Here is a 22,223-nt window from a genome sequence, read left to right as displayed (position 1 = left end):
AGCAAAGGTCCCTTGCTTCTTCCGGCAATGTTTCAGCTGGTCAGAGAGTCAGGCCGGTAAGGACGGTGACGCGCTCCTCGGTGAAGTCCGCCATCGCCGAGGCCGGGCCTTCGCGGCCGACACCGGAGTCCTTCACGCCGCCGTAGGGCATCTGGTCCGCGCGGAAGCTCGGCACGTCGCCGACGAGCACGCCACCGACGCGCAGCTTCGCGGACACGTCGAACGCCGTCGGCAGGTCGCGCGTGAACACGCCCGCCTGGAGTCCGAAGCGCGAGTCGTTGATCCGGCGCACGCCGTCCTCCACCGACTCCACCCGCGTGATCGACACGACCGGTCCGAAGACCTCGTCGGCCATCACCGACGCGTCCTCCGGCACGTTCGCGAGCACGGTCGGCTCGACGGTCGCGCCGTCGCGCTTGCCGCCGGTCAGCAGTTCGCCGCCCGCCTCGACGGCCGCGGTGATCCACGACTCCACCCGGGAAGCGGCGGCGTCGTTGATCAGCGGGCCGACGTCGACGCCGTCCGTGCGCGGGTTGCCGGTCCCGAGCGCGCGCACCTGCTCCAGCACCTTCGCGCGCAGCTCTTCGTAGACGTCGGCGTGCGCGTACACGCGCTGCACCGAGATGCACGACTGCCCGGCCTGGTACATCGCGAACGTCGCGATCCGCTGCGCCGCGAAGTCCAGGTCCGTCCAATCAGGACAGACCAGTACCGCCGCGTTGCCGCCGAGTTCCAGCGCGACGTGCTTGCGCGGCACGCTGTCGCGGATGCCCCAGCCCACCGGCACGGAACCGGTGAACGACACGACCGGCAGCCGCGGATCCGCGACCAGCTTGGCCGATTCCTCGTTGCTCACCGGGAGGATCGACCAGCTCCCGGCCGGAAGATCGGTCTCGGCGAGGATCTCGCCGAGCAGCAGCGCGGTCAGCGGCGTCGCGGGCGCGGGCTTGAGCACGATCGGCGCGCCGACCGCGATCGCGGGCGCCACCTTGTGCGCCACCAGGTTCAGCGGGAAGTTGAACGGCGTGATGCCCAGCACCGGGCCCTTCGGCACCCGGCGCACCAGCGCGAGCCGCCCGGTGCCGCCCGGGTCGGTGTCGAGCCGCTGCAAGTCGCCGGAGAACCGGCGGGCCTCCTCGGCGGCCCAGCGGAACGTCGACGCCGCTCGCCCGATCTCGCCGCGCGACCACTTCAGCGGCTTGCCGGACTCGGCGGTGATCAGCTGCGCGATCTCTTCGGACCGCTCACCCAGAACTCGGGACACGTGGTCCAACGCGCCCGCCCGGACGTGCGCGGGCAGGGTCGCGAACTCGTCCTGGACGTCGTGCGCGGCCTGGACAGCGGTCTCGATGTCCGAAGTGGACGGAACGTGGTGCGAACCCGCCTCGCTCCCGTCGAACGAGTGCAGGACGACTGCGGTCTCGCCGCTGGTGACCGGCTTTCCGGCTACCCAAAAAGGAAAGGTGCTCACTTGACGGCCTCCGTACGGACAGCGTGCTCCAGGACCGACAGGCCCTCATCGAGCAGTTCGGTGGACAGGGACAGCGGCGGCAGCAGCCGGACGACGTTGCCGTAGGTGCCGCAGGTGAGGACGACGACGCCGGCCTGGTGGCAGGCCTGCGCGACGCGCTTGGTCAGGTCGGCGTCGGGTTCGGTGGTGCCCGGCTTCACGAACTCGGCGGCCAGCATCGCGCCGCGCCCGCGGACGTCGCCGATCACGCCGGTCTCCTCGGCCAGTGCGCGCAGCCGCGGCAGCACCGCGTTCTCGATGCGCTTCGCCGACGCGGCGAGGTTCTCCTGGCGCATGGTCTCGATCGAGCCGAGTGCCGCGGCGCACGCGATCGGGTTACCGCCGTAGGTTCCGCCGAGCCCGCCCGGGCCGACCGCGTCGAGCAGTTCCGCGCGGCCGGTGACGGCGGCGAGCGGGAGGCCGCCCGCGATGCCCTTGGCGGTGGCGATCAGATCCGGCACGACGTCTTCGTGTGTGGAGGCGAACCACTCGCCGGTGCGGCAGAACCCGGTCTGCACCTCGTCGGCGACGAACACGACACCGTTCTCGGTGCACCAGCGGGAAAGCGCGGGCAGGAAGCCGGGAGCGGGCTCGATGAACCCGCCCTCGCCCTGCACCGGCTCCAGTACGACGGCCGCGACCTGGTCGCCGCCGATCTGCTTCTCGATGCGGTCGATGGCGATCCGGGCCGCTTCGGGGCCGGACAGGCCGTCGCGGTACGGGTACGAGCCCGGGACCCGGTAGACCTCGGGCGCGAACGGGCCGAAACCGTGCTTGTAGGGGATGGACTTCGCGGTCAGCGCCATCGTCAGGTTGGTGCGGCCGTGGTAGGCGTGGTCGAACACGACCACGGCCTGGCGGCCGGTCGCGGCGCGCGCGATCTTCACCGCGTTCTCGACGGCCTCGGCGCCGGAGTTGAACAGCACCGAACGCTTCTCGTGGGTGCCCGGGGTCAGCTTGTCGAGCGCTTCGCACACCTCGACGTAGCCCTCGTACGGCGTGACCATGAAACACGTGTGCGTGAACCGGCCGACCTGCTCGCGGACGCGGTCCACGACGGCGGGGGCGGCGTGGCCGACGTTGGTCACCGCGATGCCGGAACCGAAGTCGATCAGGACGTTGCCGTCGGCGTCGGTGAGCAGGCCGCCTTCGGCCGAGGTGACGTAGACGGGCAGCACCGAGCTCACGCCCGCGGCGACGACGGCCGCGCGTCGCTCCTGCAAGGCGCGTGAGGCGGGGCCGGGGATCTCGGTGCGCAGCCTGCGCTGCGTCTCGGTGGTGACGGTCACGGCCAAACTCCTGCGGACGCGAGGGACGGGGGTCGCCTTCCAGGATGAGAGCCGGGCCGGTCGGCGTCAGCTCGACATCTTGTCGATATCGACGAGTAGAGTTGGACAACATGGCACTGACGCTCGCCGCCCTCGCGGCCGAACCCGCGCTCGGCCTGCGCGTGCGGGCGGCGGAGGCCGGGCTCGACCGCCCGATCGGCTGGGTCCATCCCACCGAACTGACCGATCCCCAGGCCTTCCTCGAAGGCGGCGAACTCCTGCTGACCACCGGTCTCGCGCTCGATGAGACCACGTCACCCGGCTACATCCGGCGGCTGGTCGACGCCGGTGTGGCCGGCCTCGGTTTCGGGGTCGGGCTCAGTCACGAGAGCATCCCCCGGTCCCTCGTGGACACCGCCGAAGAGGTCGGGCTCCCGGTGCTCGAAGTGCCGAGGAAGACGCCGTTCATCGCGATCACGCGCGCGGTCTCCCGGGCGGTCGCCGCCGACGAGTACGCCTCGCTAGTCCGCACCGGCAAGGGGCAGCAGGAACTGACCAGGACCGCCGTCGGCAAGGGCGGGCCCGGTGGGGTGGTGCGCAAACTGGCGAAGCTGGTCGACGGCTGGGTGCTCCTGCTCGATTCTTCGGGTGCGGTCACCGAGGCCGCACCGTCGTCCGCGCGTCCTTTCGCCGACCAGATCCGGGAAGATCTCGAGCGGCTGCGCGCGGGCACACTGGTGACAGCGGTGGGGGAGTACGAAGCCGTTCTTCAGACGCTCGACACCCGTGCGCGCGGCGTGCTCGTGGTCGGCACCCGCGAGCCGCTCGACGCCGCGGGGCAGCACATCGTCAACACCGCGGTGTCGTTGCTTTCCCTTGCGCTGGAACAGAACCGTGAGAACGTCGTCGCCTTGCGTCGGTTACGGTCCGGGCTGTGCGACCTGCTCGCCGCGGGGCACGCCGAACTCGCCACGCGGACGATGAAGTCGCTCTGGGGCGGTGTCCCGGAGGCGCCGTGGTCCGTTCTGGCCGTCACCGGACCCGCGTCCGCGCGCCGGTCGCTCGCCGACGCGCTCGACGCCGAAGCGTCCGGGGAGAAGGTGTTCTTCGGCGAGTCCGGGGCCTTCGTGATCGCGCTCGGCGACGTGGACGTCGTCGCCCGGCAGGCTTCGCGGATCGGCGGCCTGCACGCCGGGCTGTCCGATCCGGTGTCCACAGTGGATTTCCCGGCCGGGCTCCGGCAGGCGAAACAGGCGGCGGAAGCGGCGAAGGCCGAGCGAACGCCGCTGGTCCGGTTCGCCGAACACGCCGGACGCGGCTTCCTGGAGATGGTCGATTCCCAGGCGGCGCAAGCGTTTTCGGACAGCCTGCTGGCGCCGTTGCGGCAGCACGACGAAACCGGCCGGGGCGAACTGGTCGCCTCGCTGACCTGCTGGCTCGAACACCACGGTCATTGGGATCTGGCGTCCGCGCGGCTCGGCGTCCACCGGCACACCTTGCGCAACCGCGTGCGCAAGGTGGCCGAACTGACCGGCCGCGATCTCGATTCCCCCGGCGTGCGCGCCGAATTCTGGCTCGCGCTGCAGGTCAGCGCTCGGACCTGACCAAGGCGATCGGCGAGTCCCCGCAGCGGCGCAGCCGCGTGCCGGTCTCCGTCGTGACCGGTGCCGCGCCGGAGGACCACCACGCCGGGACGTCGACCTCGCGGACGAGCGACCCGGTGGCCTGCCGCGCGTTGTTCGACACGATCACCCGGCCCTGGGCGTTGACCAGCGCCGCGCGGCCGCCGAGCGCGCGCAGTTTCGGTTGGAGCAGACGCTCGACCTCACGCACGTAGATGTCCGCGCCGACAACGCCCGCGAAAGCGCCTTCGCGCCGTACGGGGACGGTGAAGGTCAGGGTGTACTCGTCGGTGCAGAGGTAGTCGACGTACGGGCCGTTGATGTGGCGGCGGCCGGTGTCGCGCGGGACGGTGAACCACGACTGCCTGGTGTAGTCGAGGAAGTTGTCGCTGTCCGGATCGAGGCTGATGACCAGTTGCACCGGTTCGGCGTCGCCGGTCTCGGTCCACCATTCGAAGCCGAATTCCTGATCGGCCAGCGCGTTCGGCGCGCTGATGAACCCGGCGCCGACGACCAGGCCGCCGAGGACGTCGAAGACCTGCGGCCGGAGGCGGGTCAGGTCTTCGGCGGTGACATCGCCTGATGCGGCCAAGAGTCCCTCGGCGCCGGCCAGAACCGGCTTCAGTCTGCCGAAGACGTCCTCGACCAGTGCGGATACCTGATCGACGACCTCGGAACCGGCGGACGGTGTGTCGTTCACGATGCTCACCTCGGATGCGCGGATGCCGCAGCTTAAGGGGCCAGAAGGTCTAAATGCACGTCCGCCAGCCGGTCTATCGCATCGAGGATGTGTTCCTCGGTGAGTTTTCTGGCCAGCTCGCCGTCGCCCTGTGCGATGGCGGCGGTGATCGCGCGGTGTTCGGCGTAGGCGTTTTCCCTGGTGCCGTGCGGTTCGAGCGGCAGCCAGAGCAGCCCGCCCCGCTCGCTCTGCAACTGCACTTCTTCCCTGGTCAACCGAGGCGACTGCGCGGCCGCCGCGACTTCGAGGTGGAACTGGCGCTCGGCGCGCGACGCCTCCGTGCCGGTCGCGGTGCGGATGTCCTCGGTCGCCAGTTCGAGCCGCTCGACGTCTTCGGGCGAACTCCGCTCGGCGGCGAGTTTGGCCGCGGCGCCGGCGATGGCGAGGTAGTGATCGCCGACGTCACGAAGGTCGGACAGCGAGACCGTGCGAAGGCGCTCTCGCCATGAAGCAGTCGAAGGGTTGGCAGGCGTCTTCACGAAGCTTCCGCCGCCTCGGCCGCGTCGCGTCTCTACGAGCCCCTGTTGTCGCAAGGCCACGAGCGCTTCGCGAACGGTCACGGTGGAGACGCCGAACTGGGCGGCCAGTTCGGCTTCGCTCGGCAGCTGTTCCGAGTCGGCCAGCAGTCCGAGCGTGATGGCGTCGACCAGGCGCGCGGTGACCGCTTCCGCCCGGCCGATCTGGTCGAGCGGCGCGAACATCGCTGACCGCGCGCTGTGCGACATCCCCTTACGCATGGTGGCCCTTCGCCCGAACTACTACCCGATGGAACCAATCTTGCCCCATCGTCTTGTCATTTAACATCTGGACTTATATGTTTTAGCTCCCGCGCCGCCCCACAAGGGAGCAAGGGACCTTTGCTATCGCCTCACGCCCCCAGGCCCCTGGAGGTCTCGTGCAGCAGTTGAAGCACTTCATCGGCGGTGAGTACCGCGGATCCGTGTCCGGCGCGACCACCGACATCGTCGATCCCGTCACCGGCCGCCCGTACCGCATCGCCGCCGTCGCCGGTCCCGAGGACGTCGACAACGCGCTCAAGGTCGCGGCCGCCGCTTTCGAACACTGGCGTGAGACCACGCCCGCGCAGCGCCAGCTCGCGTTGCTGAAGATCGCCGACGCCGTCGAAGCGCGCGCGGACGGCCTCGTGCTCGTCGAATCGGCGAACACCGGCAAGCCGATCGCGCTCACCGCGGCCGAAGAACTGCCGATGATCGTCGACCAGTTGCGGTTCTTCGCTGGGGCCGCGCGTGTCCTCGAAGGACGGTCGGCTGGCGAATACATGGAAGGGCACACCTCTTTCGTGCGCCGGGAACCGATCGGCGTGTGCGCGCAGGTTACGCCGTGGAACTACCCGCTCCTCATGGCGGTCTGGAAGATCGCCCCGGCGCTCGCCGCGGGTAACACCGTGGTGCTCAAACCGGCCGACACGACTCCCGCGTCGACCCTGCTCCTCGCCGAGATCTGCGCCGAATTCCTGCCCCCCGGCGTGTTCAACGTGATCTGCGGCGACCGCGACACCGGGCGGGCGCTCGTCGAGCACGAGATCCCCGCGATGGTGTCCATCACCGGCTCTGTGCGCGCAGGGATCGAAGTCGCCGCTTCGGCGGCGAAGGACGTGAAGCGCGTACACCTCGAACTCGGCGGTAAAGCGCCCGTAGTGGTCTTCGCCGACGCGGACATCGAAGCGGCCGCGGAAGGCATCGCCGCCGCCGGATACTTCAACGCCGGCCAGGACTGCACCGCGGCGACGCGTGTCCTGGTCGCCGAAGAGGTCCACGACACCTTCGTCGCGGCGCTGGCCCGGCAGGCGCGGGCGACCACCACCGGCAAACCCGACGACACGTCGGTCACCTACGGTCCGCTCAACAACGCCGCCCAGCTGGACCGGGTCGCCGGTTTCGTCGACCGGCTGCCCGCGTACTCGATCGTCCACTGTGGAGGAAAGCGGCAGGGCGACGAGGGGTACTTCTACGAACCGACGGTGATCTCCGGCGTCCGCCAGGACGACGAGATCAGCCAGACGGAGATCTTCGGTCCGGTCATCACCGTGCAGCGCTTCGCCTCCGAAGCCGAGGCCCTCGCCGCGGCCAACGGCGTCGAATACGCGCTCGCGTCGTCGGTGTGGACCACCGACCACCAGCGGGCGATGCGGCTGGCCGCGAAGCTCGATTTCGGCTGCGTGTGGATCAACACGCATATCCCGCTGGTCGCCGAAATGCCGCACGGCGGCTTCAAGAAGTCCGGCTACGGCAAGGACCTCTCGCTCTACGGCCTCGAGGACTACACCCGCGTCAAGCACGTGATGAGCGCGCTGTGACGACCACCGAAAGGCACGCCATGCCTCATCAAGCGCCCGCCGCCTCCGCCGAGGGGGAGCAAGGGACCTTTGCTATCGCCTCCGACGGCGGCGGGGATCCGGCGATCCGGCTGCGCGGGCTGCGCAAGGAGTTCGGCCAGGTCCACGCGGTCGACGGCGTCGATCTCGACATCCCGCCCGGCGAGTTCTTCTCGATGCTCGGCCCGTCCGGCTCCGGCAAGACGACCGTGCTCCGCATGATCGCCGGTTTCGAACTGCCGACGGCGGGCACGATCGAACTGCACGGCCGCGACGTCAGCCGCCTCGCGCCGTTCGACCGCGACGTCAACACGGTCTTCCAGGACTACGCGCTCTTCCCGCACATGACCGTGCGGCAGAACGTCGAGTACGGCCTCCGGGTGAAACGCGTCCCCCGCGCGGAGCGACGTCAGCGCGCGAAGGAAGCCCTCGACACTGTCCGGCTCGGCGAGTTCGGTGAGCGCAAACCCGACCAGCTCTCCGGTGGCCAGCGGCAACGGGTCGCCCTCGCCAGGGCCCTGGTCAACCGGCCGAAGGTCCTCCTGCTCGACGAACCGCTCGGCGCGCTCGACCTGAAACTGCGCCACACCATGCAGACCGAGCTGAAACAGATCCAGCGCGACGTCGGCATCACGTTCATCTTCGTCACCCACGATCAGGACGAGGCGCTGACGATGAGCGACCGCATCGCGGTGTTCAACGCCGGCCGCATCGAACAGGTCGGCTCCCCGGTCGAGGTGTACGAACGGCCCGCGTCCGCGTTCGTCGCCGGTTTCGTCGGCACCTCGAACCTGCTCAGCGGCGGCGGCGCCGAGAACATCATCGGCAAACCCGGTGTGTTCAGCATCCGCCCCGAGAAGATCCGCGTCGACGCCGATCTGTCGAAAGCGGCGGAGGTCGGCGAGACCAGCGCCACCGGCACCGTCACCAACACCGTCTACGCCGGCGCGACCGTGCGCTACGAGGTCACGCTCGACGCCGGCGGCCAGCTCTCCGTGGTCCGGCAGAACACCGCCGAACCCGCGGACTTCGAGGGCGGCCGCGTCCGCCTGAGCTGGCGGCACGAACACAGCTTCCGCGTCCCCGAAGCCGGTTAGCCCCTCCCCGTACCGAAAGGTCGTTCAATGAAGAACAGGAAACTCGCGCTCGCCGGGCTGCTCGGCGCCGGCCTGCTCGTGGCCGCCTGCGGAACCTCCGGATCGAGTTCGACCACCGCCGCGCCCGGCGGCCAGGGCTTCACCCCGCCGAAGATCGACGCGCTCGCCCAGCTCGGCCAGCCGGAAGGCCAGGTCAACGTGCTGGCCTGGCCCGGTTACGCGGAGAACGGCTCGAACGATCCGGCCGTCGACTGGGTCACCGGGTTCGAGAAGGAGACCGGCTGCAAGGTCAACGTCAAGGCGTTCGGCACCTCCGACGAGGCCGTGAACCTGATGAAGACCGGACAGTACGACGTCATCTCCGCCTCCGGCGACGCTTCGCTGCGGCTCATCGCGTCCGGCGACGTCGAACCGGTGAACACCGCCCTCGTGCCGAACTACGCGGACGTCTTCGACTTCCTCAAGAACCGCCCGTGGAACAGCGTGAACAACGTGGCCTACGGCGTGCCGCACGGCTGGGGCGCGAACCTGCTGACCTGGCGCACCGACAAGGTGACCCCGGCGCCGACGTCGTGGTCGGTCATGTTCGACGCGAACAGCCCGTACAAGGGCAAGATCTCCGCCTACGACTCGCCGATCTACATCGCCGACGCCGCGCTGTACCTGCAGACGCACAAGCCTGAACTCGGCATCAAGAACCCGTACGCCTTGGACGACAAGCAGTTCCAGGCCGCCGTCGACCTGCTCAAGCAGCAGCGCCCGATGGTGGGGGAGTACTGGTCGGACTACCTGAAGGAGAGCCAGGCGCTCAAGAGCGGTGACGCCGTCGTCGGCACCGCCTGGCAGGTGACGGTGAACCTGACCAAGAGCGAGGGCGCGCCGGTGGAGTCGGTGCTGCCGTCCGAAGGCGCGACGGGCTGGTCGGACACCTGGATGGTCGGGGCGAAGTCGCCGCACAAGACGTGCTCCTACAAGTGGCTGAACCACATCGTCAGCCCGAAGGCCAACGCGCAGGTCGCCGAGTACTTCGGCGAATCGCCCTCGAACCCCAAGGCGTGCGCCGAAACCAAGGACAAGAAGCACTGCGACACCTACCACGCCGGTGACGCCGCGTACGCCTCGAAGATCCAGTACTGGACGACGCCGATCACGCAGTGCCTCGATGGTCGCACCGACGTCAAGTGCAAGGACTACGGCGAGTGGACCCGCGCCTGGACCGAGATCAAGGGCTGATCTCCCCGAAACTCCGGGAGCGGCTGGTGGTGCCCCCCAACGCCGGCCGCTCCCGGTCCCATCCCTCACTTCTGGTGGAGACGATGACGACCACCCTCGATTCACCGAGGCGGAAGGCCTCCGCCTACCTGTACCGCAAACCCAGGCTGCGACTGAGCATCCTGCTGTCCGCGCCGATGCTGTGGCTCGGTCTGGCCTACCTCGGCGCGCTGGCCGCGCTGTTCGTGACCGCGTTCTGGACGACCGACGTCTTCACCGGCCAGGTCGTGACCGAATGGTCGCTGGACAACTTCGCCACCCTGTTCAGCGACGCGGTGTACCGCACGATCACCCTCCGGACGGTCGGGATCGCCGCGCTGGTCACGGTGATCACCGCGATCATCGCCTTCCCGATGGCGTTCTACATGGCCAAATTCGCTTCACCGAGGGCGCGGCGGCTCCTGGTGATCGCCGTCATGACGCCGCTGTGGGCGAGCTACCTGGTGAAGGCTTACGCGTGGCGGACCATGTTGTCCGGCAACGGTGTCCTGCACTGGCTGCTCAACCCGTTCGGCCTCGACACCCCCGGCTACGGCGTGCTCGCGACGGTGATCACCCTGTCGTATCTGTGGCTGCCGTACATGATCCTGCCGATCTACGCGGGCCTGGAACGGCTGCCGAACTCCTTGGTGGACGCTTCGGGTGACCTCGGCGCGCGACCGTTCAGGACGTTCCGTTCCGTGGTGCTGCCGGTGACTTTCCCGGCCGTCGTCGCCGGCTCGATCTTCACGTTCTCGTTGTCGCTGGGCGACTACATCGCGGTGAAGATCGTCGGCGGCACGTCGCAGATGCTCGGCAACGTCGTCTACGACAACATCGGCGCGGCGAACAACCTGCCGTTCGCGGCGACCGTCGCGACCGTGCCCGTGGTGATCATGCTCGCCTACCTCGCCGCCGTGCGTCGCACGGGTGCGCTGGACAACCTGTAGGAGCGCGCGATGCGGCTTTCCCGGACGACCAAGTACCTCCTGCTCGCCGCGCTCGTGCTCGGCCTCGCGGTCATCTACTTCCCGCTGCTGGTGGTCCTGCTCAACTCGTTCAACGCGGACACCACCTTCGGCTGGCCGCCGTCGAGCTTCACCCTCGAATGGTGGAGGCGGGCCGCGGAGAACGAGGGCGCGCTGAACGCGCTGGGCACGAGTGTCCAAGCAGGACTCGCCGCGACGGCGATCGCCTTGGTACTCGGCACGATGGCGGCGTTCGCGTTGCAGAAGTACCGCTTCTTCGGCCGCAACCAGGTGTCACTGCTGATCATCCTGCCGATCGCGCTTCCCGGCATCGTCACCGGTATCGCGCTGAACAACGCCTTCCGCACGATCCTCGGCATCGACCTCGGCCTGTTCACCGCGATCGTCGCGCACGCGACGTTCTGCATCGTGGTGGTGTTCAACAACGTCGTCGCGCGCCTGCGGCGGATGGGCGGCAACCTCGAAGAGGCGTCGATGGACCTCGGCGCCGACGGGCTGACGACGTTCCGGCTGGTGACGTTCCCGATGCTGCGCTCGGCCCTGCTGGCCGGCGGCCTGCTCGCCTTCGCGCTGTCGTTCGACGAAATCATCGTCACGACGTTCACTCTCGGGACCGGGCTGGAGACCCTGCCGATCTGGATCCTGAACAACCTGTTCCGGCCGAACCAGGCGCCGATCGTCAACGTCGTGGCGGCGGTGCTGATCCTGGCTTCGACGGTGCCGGTCTATCTGGCGCAACGGCTTTCGGGTGACACGACCTCGGGCGGACGGCTGTAGAAAGCGAAACGCCGGTGCGCCTCCTGCGGGCCGCACCGGCGTCTTCGGGGTTTACTCAGTATCGACGGTCTGGTGATTTTGTTCTTCGGACTCCAACTCGCGGGCGATGTCGACCAATCGCCGAATTCGATGATCTGTAATACGGGTGCGATGTCCTTCACGATTTCCGGCGATGGAGGGATGCGCCCGTTGAGCAATTGCAGAATGGTTGATTCGGCTCGCGCTGAAGCTCAGCTGACAGCCCGACGGGACAGGTTCCGGTTGTCCATCAGGCCTTGGAGGATTTCTGCAAACCGTTGAGACACTCTCGCAGCGTACCGAGAGTCCGTCCTGCGTGGCGTGCAAGCGCTGCCAGGGCTCAAGTCGAACGGAAGGAATCCGTCGCATCTCGAAGTGCCGCCAGCATTCCCGGATCCGTCACCGCATGCCCTGCCGCTTCAACGAGTTCCAGCTTCGAGTCCGGCCAAGCCTGATGCAATTCGTAGGCCGTCGACGGCGGGCACACCGCGTCGTACCGTCCTTGCACGATCACGCCGGGAATCCCGGACAGCTTCCCGGCTTCCCGGATCAACTGCCCTTCCTCGAGCCACGCGCCATGACAGAAGTAGTGCAGAGCCAGTCGCGCGAAGGTGACAGCGAAGTCAGGCGACGCGTATTGATTGTGGAACGCCGGATCCGGGCGCAGGCTGACGATCGCGCCTTCCCAGGTGCTCCAGGCGATCGCGGCACGCTCCCGGACCACCTGGTCGGGGTGGTAGACGAGTTCGCGGTAGGCCGAGATCGGGTTGTCGCGGCGCTCCTCGGGGATCGGCGCGAGGAAGGCTTCCCACTCGCGGGGGAAGAGGTTCGCGGCGCCGCCACTGTAGATCCAATCGAGTTCGCTACGCCGGACGGTGAAGACACCGCGCAGGATGATCTCGGTGACACGGCTCGGATGGGACTCGGCGTAGGCGAGGGCGAGGGTCGCGCCCCACGAGCCGCCGAAGACCTGCCAGTCTTCGAGATTCAGCCTTTCGCGTAGTTTTTCCATGTCCGAAACGAGGTGCCAGAGGGTGTTGACGGACAGGTCGACGTCCGGTTCGCCGATGTGCGGAGCGCTGCGCCCGGTGCCGCGCTGGTCGAACAAGATGATCCGGTAGGCCTCGGGATCGAAATGTCGTCTAGCCATCGGAGAAATGCCGCTACCAGGGCCTCCGTGCAGGACGACCACGGGTTTGCCGTCTGGGTTCCCGGCCTCTTGACAGTAGATCCGGTGCCCGTCACCGACGTCGAGCATGCCCTCGGCACGTACATGGATCGGCGGGTACAGGTCGTCCATATGACCACTGTGCCCGAATCCGCGAGTGCGCGAAGGGTGGGGGCCCGCCCCCGCCGCCGGGCTGAGCGGGCCCCCGGTCTTCGATCGCGTCAGCAGCCCGCCGTGGCGGCCACGTTCGCGAATCCCTTTCCGGCACCGGTCACCTTGTTGCTCGCGCAGACCTTGTTGCCCGTAGCGGCCTTCACGAGATAGAAGCCGTACGCGTAACTGGATCGCACGTCCGCGGTGTTGCCGGAGAAGGTGTTGTCGCGGCCCCAGCCGTCGAGCTGGACATGGACCTCGAAGCCGCCGTAGGTCGCGTCGTGCACGAAGACCTTGCTGCCCCGGTTGTCCGCGACCACGTAGTTGTTGCCCTTCAGGTCCACCCAGCTGTCGGCGAAGTGCTCGCCGCTCTGCCCGGCCCCGTCGAAGACGTTGCCGCGAAGCTCTCCGCCGGTGGTGCCTTCCTTGATGTCGATCGATTCGGCCCGCACGTTCGGGCCGATCTTGTTGTTCAGTGCCTTGTTGCGGTCACTGCGGTCGGGCGTGCCGCCGGGCCAGTTGCCCTTCGCGGAACCGAAGTAGATGCCCTCGCCGTAGCCGGCGTACTCGAGGCCGGTGTCGGTGACCTCGGAGTTCTTCACGACGTTGTCGGTGCTCGTGTACTGGAAGTGGATGCCTTCGTGGCCGACGCCGGTGACCTTGACGCCGTCGACGACGGTGTTCTTGACGCCGGTCGCCATCAGGCCCTTCTGACCACCGGTGAGGGTGAAGCCGGTCAGGTTCCAGTAGCTGCCAGTGAGTTCGAGGGTGCGCCCGGCCGAGGCCTTGATGACCGCGCTTCGCGGACCCTTGAGCGTGATGCGGCTGCCGGACGTGCCGCTCTTCGCCGCCTTGAAGTTGCCCGCGAAGGTCGTGTCGGCCGCGAGTTCGATGACGGTGCCCGGAGTGACCGAAGCGAGCGCCGCCGAGAGCTGCTCCGAAGTCCCTACGCGGACCGTTGCGGCCTGTGCGGGGTACGCGCCCAGCGTCGACAGCAGGGCGGCACCGGTCGCGATGGCCAGAACCCGCTCACGAACACGCATCCGTGGTCCTCCTCGTCGAGGGATCGAAGCTCGGTCGTGGCGGCGACGGGCTAGACGTTAAGCCTCTTTACGAACGCGAGTCAAGGACATGATTGAAGTTCATATACGTGAACAACTAAAGGAGGGTGGGTGTGCACGGCCCACCCTGGAAGAGAGCAAGGGACCTTTGCTATCGCCCGGGCTCCGGCGGGGGTGTGTGGAATTAGGGACGTTGAGTGTCCCTATTTCCACACACCCTGTACTCCGCGTAGCGACGCGTGCTGACTGTGTGGATTTTGGTGCGTTGGATGACCAGAAATCCACACAGTCACCACAGGCGGAGAGAGCAAGGGACCTTTGCTATCGCCCTCCCCAGCGGGAGTGATAGCAAAGGTCCCTTGCTCTCTTTTCGCAGGTCAGAGGTGGGTCAGTCGTGGAACGAGTGCTCCGAAGCCGGGAACTCGCCGCGCCGGACGTCCTCCGCGAACGCCGACGCGGCCCCGGCCAGCACGCCGGCGAGGTCGGCGTACTTCTTCACGAAACGAGGGGTCTTGCCGCGCCGGAGCCCGGCCATGTCCTGCCAGACGAGCACCTGCGCGTCGCAGTCCGGCCCGGCGCCGATGCCGACGGTCGGGATCTTCAGTTCGTGCGTGATCCGCTTCGCCGCTTCGGCGGGCACCATCTCCATGACGACCGCGAAGGCGCCGGCCTCCTCCAGGGCGAGCGCGTCGGCGAGCAGCGAGTCGGCCGCTTCGCCGCGCCCCTGGACGCGGTAACCGCCCAGATTGTGTTCACTCTGCGGCGTGAATCCGATATGTCCCATCACGGGGACACCGGCGGACGTCAGCGCCTCGACGTGGGGCGCGAACTTCCGCCCGCCTTCGAGTTTCACCGCGTGCGCGCGGCTTTCCTTCATGAACCGCACCGACGTCTCCAGCGCCTGCTGCGGTGAGAGCTGGTACGAACCGAACGGCAGGTCGGCCACCACCAGCGCCCGTTTCACCGACCGGGTCACCGCGCGGACCAGGGGAAGCAGCTCGTCCACGGTCACCGGAAGTGACGTGTCGTAGCCGAAGACGTTGTTCGACGCGGAATCCCCGACGAGCAGCACGGGAATGCCCACCTCGTCGAAGAGCGCGGCGGTGTACATGTCGTAGGCGGTGAGCATCGGCCAGGTCTCGCCGCGCTCTTTCATGTCGCGAAGGTGATGTACGCGGACTTTCTTCCCAGGCGTAACCTGGGGTGCCGCGCCGGTCCCGTACGGAGCGGCGAGCTCGCCGGGATCCTTTTCGGTGGCAGACATCCTTGTCGACCGTCCTTCCCTCGAGGCCTCGAAGAGGTCCCCGGGTCGTGGAGCTGTACATCTCAAAGCGTGACACGCGGGGATAGCCCTCCCAAGGTCCTGCGACCAGCTTCACACCGGGCCGTCACGCCTGTGGTTGATGAAATTCAGACCAGAGGATGATGTTCGTTGACAACCACACGGGGTTGTGTGACGTCAAGTAAGAGCAGCTGTCGATCACCTGTGAGTACCGCGAAAGGCCAGAATGGGAAACCCAGCGAGCCGTGTCTCGCCGTGGAAGGCGAGGGCGGGCGGAATAGTCGCCACCCTCGTGCAGCTCGCGGCCGTGTTCTCGGTGATCCTTCTCCTCGCCGGCGGTGTGAAGGGACCGGTACTCAGGGTCGGCGACGTCGCCTTCTCGGCGCTGAGCATCCCGACGAACGCGAGCCTCGTGATCGTCCTGCTGCTCGTCGTCCTCGGCGCCGCGCTCCGCCGCCGCAAACGTGCGGCGCTCTACACGCTGCTGCTGTTCCAGGTCGGCGGACTCGCGGTGACGCTGGCCTTCCAGGCGGCCCTGCTGTGGTGGCCCGAGCTGCTGAAACTCGGTCCGTGGCAGGTCCGGCACATCCCGCACCAGGTGTGGGTGCTGGCCATCGCCGACCTGATCTCGATCGGCATGTTCGCGTTCCTCTGGATCCTGCGTCCCGCGTTCCCCGCCCGGCTCGCGCCGAGCGCCTGGCGCGACGGCCTCACCGTGCTGTTCGGCGGCCTGGCCGCGGTCATCCTCGTCGGCTGGGGCCTGAGCGAGGCCTTCCCGGGACGCCTCGCGGACACCTGGGCGAGGTTCGCGTGGGTCGTCAACCACACGACCGGTGAGAACATCCAGCTGCGCAAGGTCGGCATCGGCGAAGGACCCGCCTGGCTGGACCTCGTCCTCGACCTCAGTGCGACAGCCGTGGCGACGGCCGCGTTGTACACACTTTTCCGCGGTGTGCGCAGCCGTCGCTTGAGGACGGACGAGGAAGAACTGCACGTACGCCGCCTGCTCGCCGAACACGGCGAAGACGACTCCCTGGGCTATTTCGCCACCAGGCGCGAGAAGAGTGTCGTCTTCTCGCCCAACGGCCGCGCCGCCGTGGCCTACCGCGTGCTCGCGGGCACCAGCGTCGCGAGCGCGGATCCCATCGGCGATCCCGACGCCTGGCCGGACGCGGTCCGCGCCTGGCTGAACGAGGCGCGCACCTACGGCTGGACCCCCGGCGTGCTCGGCGCGAGCGAACGCGGCGCGAAAGTCTACGCCGACGCGGGCCTGCGCGCCCTGGAGATCGGCGACGAAGCGGTCCTCGACGTCCGGGACTTCAGCCTCGCCGGGCCTGAACGCCGCTCGGTCCGCCAAGCGGTCAAACGGATCGAACGGGCCGGATACACCACAAAAGTCCGGCGGCACAGCGAAATCCCGGCGGATGAGATGGCCAGGCTGCTGCTGCAGGCGCAGCAGTGGCGCGGCGCCGAGACCGAACGCGGGTTTTCGATGGCGCTCGGCAGGCTCGGTGATCCGAGCGACGGCCGCAGCGTGATGGTGGAGGCGTACGACGCCAAGGGCGAGCTTCGCGGCATGCTGTCGTTCGTCCCGTGGGGCCGCCGCGGCCTGTCCCTCGACCTGATGCGGCGAGACCGCGACGCCGAGAACGGGCTCAACGAATACATGGTCGCCGAGGTCGTGGAGGCGAGCTCACACCTTGGCGCGCAACGGATTTCGTTGAACTTCGCGATGTTCCGCGCGGTCTTCTCCGAGGGGGAGCGGATCGGCGCGGGGCCGGTGCTGCGTGCGTGGCGCAGCGTGCTCAGCATGGCGTCGCGGTTCTTCCAGCTGGAATCGCTCTACCGGTCCAACGCCAAGTACGGACCCGACTGGGAACCGCGGTTCCTGTGCTATTCCTCGGCGCGACGGCTGCCGCGGGTCGGCATCGTCGCCGGCGCGCTCGAAGGATTCGTCCCGACCGGACGATCGGCGCGGGCGCTGAAACTGGAGACGGTCACCGACGAATTCGTGGCCGAGGTCCACCGCATCGACGCGAGCGCGGCCACCCCCGCGCCGAAACAGGTGCGGCGTCCCGACCAGGTCCGCGTGCGGATGGCGAAGCTCGACAGCTTGCGCGAAGCCGGGATCGACCCCTATCCGGTCGGTTTCGCCCGGGAAGATCTGCTCGGCGACGTCGTCTCGAAATTCGGGAGCATGAACCCGGACACGCACACCGATCACCGGGTCCGCGTCGCGGGCAGGGTGCTCGCGATGCGGAACCTCGGCGGGCTCTGCTTCGCGCGGGTCAAGGACTTCAGCGGCGAGATCCAGCTGATGCTCGACGCCTCCGTGCTCGACCTCGGTGGCTGGCGCCGGGGCGTCGACCTCGGCGACCACGTCGGCGTGAGCGGGCGGGTCGTGACGTCGCGGCGCGGTGAGCTGTCCGTGCTCGTCGAGGAATGGACCGTCACGGCGAAGAGCCTGCATCCGTTGCCGGACAAGCGAAAGGGCCTCACGGACCCGGAGACGCGGGTGCGGCAGCGCTACCTCGACCTCGCGGTGAACCCGGATTCGACGGCGATGTTGCGGATGCGCTCGACCGTGGTGCGCGCGGTGCGGGAAAGGCTGCATCAGGGCGATTACCTCGAAGTCGAGACGCCGATGTTGCAGACGGTGCACGGCGGCGCCAACGCGCGCCCGTTCGTCACCCATATCAACGCCTACGACATGCGGATGTATCTGCGGATCGCGCCCGAGCTGTACCTGAAACGCCTGTGCGTGGCCGGGGTCGAGCGCGTTTTCGAGCTGAACCGGAACTTCCGCAACGAAGGCGTCGACGCGACGCACAACCCGGAATTCACCATGTTGGAGGCATATCAGGCGTATGCCGACTACAACACTATGCGGAACCTGACGCGCGAACTCGTGCAGAACGCCGCCGAGGCCGCGTACGGCGCGCAGGTCGTTCGCCGTCCGGGGCCGGACGGGAAGGTCGTCGAATACGACATCTCCGGCGACTGGCCGGTGATCCCGGTGCACGAAGCCGTTTCCGCCGCGCTCGGGGAGAAGATCGACGCGGGGACCTCGGTCGAGGAACTCCGGCGGCTGTGCCGTGCCGCCGGGGTGCCGGTGAACGAGGAGGCCGGGCACGGTGATCTCGTGCTGAAGGCGCATGAGCACCTGGTCGAAGGCGCGACCGTGCTGCCGACCTTCTACACCGACTACCCGACCGACGTCTCGCCGCTGACCCGGCAGCATCGCGTGGACCCGCGGCTGGCCGAGCGCTGGGACCTGATCGCGTTCGGTTCCGAGGTCGGCACGGCCTACACCGAGCTGACCGACCCGCTCGAACAGCGGCGGCGGCTGGAGGCCCAGTCGCTGCGCGCGGCGAGCGGGGACGTCGAGGCGATGGAACTGGACGAGGACTTCCTGCTCGCGCTCGAACACGGCATGCCGCCGACCGGTGGGCTCGGCATCGGCATCGACCGGCTGCTGATGATGCTGACCGGCGCTTCGATCCGGCAGACGGTGCTGTTCCCGTTCGTGCGGCCGCAGGGGTAGCAAGGGACCTTTGCTCTCGCCCGGCCCGCTGACCTGCGGAAAGAGAGCAAGGGACCTTTGCTATCGCCGGCGGGCGGTGATCGGCACCCGCTTGTACCCGGACACGAAGTTCGACGTGATCCGCTCCGGCTTGCCCGCCGGGGCGAACTCGTGGAACCGGCTCAGCAGTTCCTCGAACAGGATCCGGATGCTCATCCGCGCCACGCTGTGCCCGACGCAGTAGTGCGGCCCGATGCCGAACGCGAGGTGCTTGTTCGGTTTGCGCCGGATGTCGAAGGTGCCCGCGTTCGGGAACTGCTCCTCGTCGCGGTTGGCCGAACCGAGCCAGGTCACCACCGCGTCGCCGGCGGCGATCTTCGTGCCGCGCAGGACGACGTCCTGAGTGGCGTACCGCAGCATGTGGTTGACCGGTGAGGACCAGCGCAAGGCCTCCTCGACGGCGGTCTGCGTGGTCTCCGGATGCCGCGTCCAGTCCTCGAGAACACCGGACTCGATGAACTCCGCGAACACGAAGTTCGGCGCGTGCGGTGTCGTGACGTTCGCGCCGAGCAGGAGGCTGTAGCAGTTGGCCACGATCTCGCTCGGTGACATGTGCCTGCCCTCGAACTCGGTCGAGATCAGCACGCTGAGCAGGTCGTCGCTGAGGTGGTCGCGCCGGTACGAGACCAGGTCCTGGAAGTAGACGAACAGTTCCCGGTGAGCGGCGGCCAGCGTCGCGTCCTTGCCGTCCGCGATCTGGAACTCCGGATCGTCGGCCGCGACGCACGCGCTGGTGAGCTTCGTCAGCCACGGCCAGTCCTCTTCGGGCAGGCCGATCATCCGCCCGGTGACCGCCATCGGCATGGTCATCATGGCCTGCGCGAAATCGAAGACACCGCCGTCGCCCAGCGGGGCGATGAGGCCCAGCACCAGCTCCCGGACCATGTCGCGCTGCTTGTCCACCGCGCGGACCGCGAGCGCCTTCTTCAGCCGCGCCTGCATGATCGTGTGCCGCGGCGGGTCCGTGACGACGAGCTGCTTGCCGCCCGCCGGATCGTCCATGCCCAGCAGTTCCAGCATGGTGCCGCGTTCGGAGGTGAAGAGTTCCGTGGTGCGCATGACGTAGTCGGTGTCGGCGAACTTCACCACCGACCAGAAGCCGCGCTCGGCGTCGACCTGGTGCCAGCTCAGTCCCTCCTGTTCGCGCAGTTCGCGCCATATCGAATGCGCGTCGCCGTCGGCGTACAGGAAAGGGTCGACCAGGTCGGCGCCGCTGAAATGCACCGGACAGCCCCTGGCGGTGTCCTCGACCGTCATGTGCGCGTTCCCTTCATTTCGCGGCGGACCGCGATGCTTTTAACCGCACCCGAATGGAACAGTGGTGGCATACGCCGAACACCCCAGTCGCCACTGCGCCCAATGGATCAACGAATTACCGGGACGACGATGTCCGCAACCGGCTCTTTCCTTGCAGCACAGCGAATTCACGGCCCTTTTGAGTGAGCCGTGTTGCTTCAACCCCAGATGCGGGCAGAGTCAAGCACGCGTGTTCGAGGAGTGTCAAGGGTGTCCGAATCACTGCTTTCGTAGCGTAGACGTGAGATCTCCACGAATGGACGAGTTGACAGTCGCGGCGGTGCCCTCGTAGCGTCTTGAGGGCAATTGGGGGTTCGATTTCTGGGGAATTCAGCCACCGCGTTAATTCGGTTCCGTCTTTTCGCTGTGCATTTTTTCTTTCTGTTCAGGCTGTTCATCTACCTGGGGAAAAGGCAGAGGAATGCCATCTGAATCGGCCAGTGTCTGGCATGTCGCCACGCCCACCCAACAGGGCATCTGGATCGTCGACCGGATCGATCGGCTGCGTCCGACGTACCTGATCCCGTCGGTCATCGAGTTCACCGGGCCGATCGACCACGTCGTGCTGGCGGACGCCGTCGGCCGGGCGCTGGCGCGGCATCCCGCGCTGCGATCGCGATTCCGGCTCGAAACCACGCGCCGGCGCGTCGAATACCGGACTGACGGCGAACCCGCGGAGGCCGGCTTCCTGGACGCCGTCGAAGAGGACTGGACCACTGACGAGCTGAAACGGCTCGTCGAGGTGCTCTGCTACACCCCCTTCGATCTCGGCGACGAACCGCCGGCGCGAGCGGAGCTCATCCGCGTCGGCCCGGACACCACGTTGTTCGTCCTGACCGTGCACCACATCGTCTTCGACGCCACGTCGCGAAGGCTGCTGCTCGACGAGATCGGCCGGTTCTACCGCGGCGCGCTGAGCGAGGAAGAAGTCGTGCTGCCCGAGCCCGTCCATCCCGCACAGGTCCAGGTGCCGATCCCGGAAAGCGAGCTGGCGCCGAGGATCGCGGACGCCGTCGAGCGCCTGCGGGGCGCGCCGACCACGGTCGACCTGCCCTACGACCGGCTTCCGGACGCCGACCTGTCCATGATCGGCGCCGACGCGCGCACCGCTTTCGACGAGCAGGTCACCGCGCGGGTACTGGCGGCGTCCGCCGAAGCGGGCTGCACCGCGTTCATGACCGGTGTCGCGATCCTCGCCGCGACACTCGCCCGCCGCGGCGGGCAACGCGACTTCCTGTTCTCGGTGGTCTGGCCCGGTCGCGACGACCCCGTCTCCACCGGTGTCGTCGGGATGTTCATGTCCACCCTCGTCCTGCGGATCCGGCTCGACGAAACGACGACGTGGCGCGAACTCCTGCGTGAGGCGAGGAATTCCGGCATGGAGACGTTCATCGACGCCGACGTCCCGCTCGACGCGCTCGCCGCCGAACTCGACGACGAGCGCGACGTCGGCAGGCTGCCGCTGACCCCGGTGCTGGTGAACCTCGCCGAGGTACCCGCCCCGTTCGACCTCGCGCCCGGCGTCGTCGGCCGGTTCCGGCCACTGGAACCCCAGTACAGCAAGTGGGATCTCGCGCTGTTCGTGCACGTCGCGGACGGATCCCGCCTGGAGCTCACCCTCGACTACCCCGCCGATCTCTTCACCGACGAAACGATCGACGGCCTGCTTTCCGATCTGCGACGCGGTGTCGCGGATCTCGCCCGATCCCCGGAGGAAACCGTGCTCAAGCCCGCCACCGAAGCCCTCGACCTCGACGACCCGGCCGTGCGCCTGGACCTCGTCCGCGGTGTCTGGAGCGAGGTGCTCGACAACAAGGAGTTCGGCGACGACGTCAGCTTCTTCGACGCCGGAGGGGATTCGCTGCGCCTCGTGGTCCTGGTGGAAAAGCTGCGCGAAGTGTCCGGCCGGATGGTGAAGACGGTCGACCTGTTCCGCGCCGGCACCGTCCGCGGGCACGCCGATCTGCTGGTCGACGCGGAGAAGAAGCAGGCGGGGGGAGCGCGCGGGAGCCGTGAGCGGCTGCTCGGCGTCGTCCGCGAACGGCGCGCGGTCGAACCGCAGGCCTGACCGCTC

General features: G+C 68.0%; 16 protein-coding genes. 8 read left to right on the top strand and 8 right to left on the bottom strand.

Going from position 1 to position 22,223, the window contains the following annotated elements; all coding sequences use genetic code 11:
- Window positions 1-40: 40 nt before the first annotated feature.
- Window positions 41-1,471 (bottom strand): aldehyde dehydrogenase family protein, encoded by a 1,431-nt coding sequence (locus B0293_RS40030; protein WP_005167959.1) that lies wholly within the window; start codon window positions 1,469-1,471, stop codon window positions 41-43.
- On the bottom strand, window positions 1,468-2,799 hold the full coding sequence (gabT, locus tag B0293_RS40025) for a 4-aminobutyrate--2-oxoglutarate transaminase (RefSeq protein WP_005167961.1): 1,332 nt from the start codon (window positions 2,797-2,799) through the stop codon (window positions 1,468-1,470). The genes B0293_RS40030 and gabT overlap by 4 nt, the downstream gene beginning before the upstream one ends.
- A gap of 110 nt (window positions 2,800-2,909) precedes the next feature.
- Here gabT and B0293_RS40020 point away from each other — a divergent pair, with 110 nt between their 5' ends.
- Entirely contained in the window at window positions 2,910-4,382 is a 1,473-nt protein-coding gene (locus B0293_RS40020; RefSeq protein ID WP_039919993.1) for a PucR family transcriptional regulator, read from the top strand.
- On the opposite strand, the gene B0293_RS40015 is transcribed toward B0293_RS40020, so the two are convergent.
- Together B0293_RS40015 and B0293_RS40010 are read right to left on the bottom strand one after the other, a co-directional pair.
- Window positions 4,366-5,100 (bottom strand): cache domain-containing protein, encoded by a 735-nt coding sequence (locus B0293_RS40015; RefSeq protein WP_005167965.1) that lies wholly within the window; start codon window positions 5,098-5,100, stop codon window positions 4,366-4,368. The genes B0293_RS40020 and B0293_RS40015 overlap by 17 nt on opposite strands.
- 32 nt (window positions 5,101-5,132) lie before the next feature.
- Window positions 5,133-5,876: a FadR/GntR family transcriptional regulator gene (locus B0293_RS40010; protein WP_039919983.1), complete on the bottom strand. Its 744-nt coding sequence runs from the start codon at window positions 5,874-5,876 to the stop codon at window positions 5,133-5,135.
- A 158-nt stretch (window positions 5,877-6,034) separates the two neighbouring features.
- On the opposite strand from B0293_RS40010, the gene B0293_RS40005 reads away from it, so the two are divergent.
- The 5 genes from B0293_RS40005 to B0293_RS39985 all read left to right on the top strand — a co-directional run bounded on the left by B0293_RS40005 (window position 6,035) and on the right by B0293_RS39985 (window position 11,588).
- Complete coding sequence (locus B0293_RS40005) at window positions 6,035-7,456, top strand: gamma-aminobutyraldehyde dehydrogenase (protein WP_005167968.1); 1,422 nt, start codon at window positions 6,035-6,037, stop codon at window positions 7,454-7,456.
- 20 nt (window positions 7,457-7,476) lie between these two features.
- The gene (locus B0293_RS40000; protein ID WP_039919996.1) at window positions 7,477-8,571 is read left to right on the top strand and encodes an ABC transporter ATP-binding protein; all 1,095 of its coding nucleotides are present in this window, start codon (window positions 7,477-7,479) and stop codon (window positions 8,569-8,571) included.
- A gap of 27 nt (window positions 8,572-8,598) precedes the next feature.
- A complete protein-coding gene (locus B0293_RS39995) occupies window positions 8,599-9,804 on the top strand; it encodes an ABC transporter substrate-binding protein (protein WP_005167972.1) in 1,206 nt (401 codons plus the stop codon).
- Window positions 9,805-9,887: 83 nt separating this feature from the next.
- Window positions 9,888-10,772: an ABC transporter permease gene (locus tag B0293_RS39990; protein WP_005167975.1), complete on the top strand. Its 885-nt coding sequence runs from the start codon at window positions 9,888-9,890 to the stop codon at window positions 10,770-10,772.
- Between the two features lie 9 nt (window positions 10,773-10,781).
- Window positions 10,782-11,588, top strand: coding sequence for an ABC transporter permease (locus tag B0293_RS39985; protein ID WP_005167976.1), 807 nt, complete (start codon window positions 10,782-10,784; stop codon window positions 11,586-11,588).
- Between the two features lie 358 nt (window positions 11,589-11,946).
- Here B0293_RS39985 and pip read toward each other — a convergent pair whose 3' ends face one another.
- The 3 genes from pip to panB all read right to left on the bottom strand — a co-directional run bounded on the left by pip (window position 11,947) and on the right by panB (window position 15,252).
- Window positions 11,947-12,906, bottom strand: a complete 960-nt coding sequence (gene pip / locus B0293_RS39975) for a prolyl aminopeptidase (protein ID WP_005167977.1) — start codon at window positions 12,904-12,906, stop codon at window positions 11,947-11,949.
- 89 nt (window positions 12,907-12,995) lie between these two features.
- Window positions 12,996-13,970, bottom strand: a complete 975-nt coding sequence (locus tag B0293_RS39970; protein ID WP_005167978.1) for a right-handed parallel beta-helix repeat-containing protein — start codon at window positions 13,968-13,970, stop codon at window positions 12,996-12,998.
- Window positions 13,971-14,376: 406 nt separating this feature from the next.
- The gene (panB, locus tag B0293_RS39965) at window positions 14,377-15,252 is read right to left on the bottom strand and encodes a 3-methyl-2-oxobutanoate hydroxymethyltransferase (RefSeq protein WP_005167979.1); all 876 of its coding nucleotides are present in this window, start codon (window positions 15,250-15,252) and stop codon (window positions 14,377-14,379) included.
- A gap of 244 nt (window positions 15,253-15,496) precedes the next feature.
- Here panB and lysX point away from each other — a divergent pair, with 244 nt between their 5' ends.
- A complete protein-coding gene (gene lysX / locus B0293_RS39960) occupies window positions 15,497-18,814 on the top strand; it encodes a bifunctional lysylphosphatidylglycerol synthetase/lysine--tRNA ligase LysX (RefSeq protein ID WP_039919987.1) in 3,318 nt (1,105 codons plus the stop codon).
- 60 nt (window positions 18,815-18,874) lie between these two features.
- Here lysX and B0293_RS39955 read toward each other — a convergent pair whose 3' ends face one another.
- On the bottom strand, window positions 18,875-20,110 hold the full coding sequence (locus B0293_RS39955) for a cytochrome P450 (protein ID WP_005167981.1): 1,236 nt from the start codon (window positions 20,108-20,110) through the stop codon (window positions 18,875-18,877).
- Between the two features lie 460 nt (window positions 20,111-20,570).
- Between B0293_RS39955 and B0293_RS39950 the strand changes: the two genes are divergently transcribed.
- On the top strand, window positions 20,571-22,217 hold the full coding sequence (locus tag B0293_RS39950) for a condensation domain-containing protein (RefSeq protein WP_005167982.1): 1,647 nt from the start codon (window positions 20,571-20,573) through the stop codon (window positions 22,215-22,217).
- Window positions 22,218-22,223 lie beyond the last annotated feature (6 nt).

This window comes from Amycolatopsis azurea DSM 43854, from assembly GCF_001995215.1.
Taxonomy (GTDB): Bacteria; Actinomycetota; Actinomycetes; order Mycobacteriales; family Pseudonocardiaceae; genus Amycolatopsis; species Amycolatopsis azurea.
This window is presented reverse-complemented; position numbering and strand designations above follow the sequence as displayed.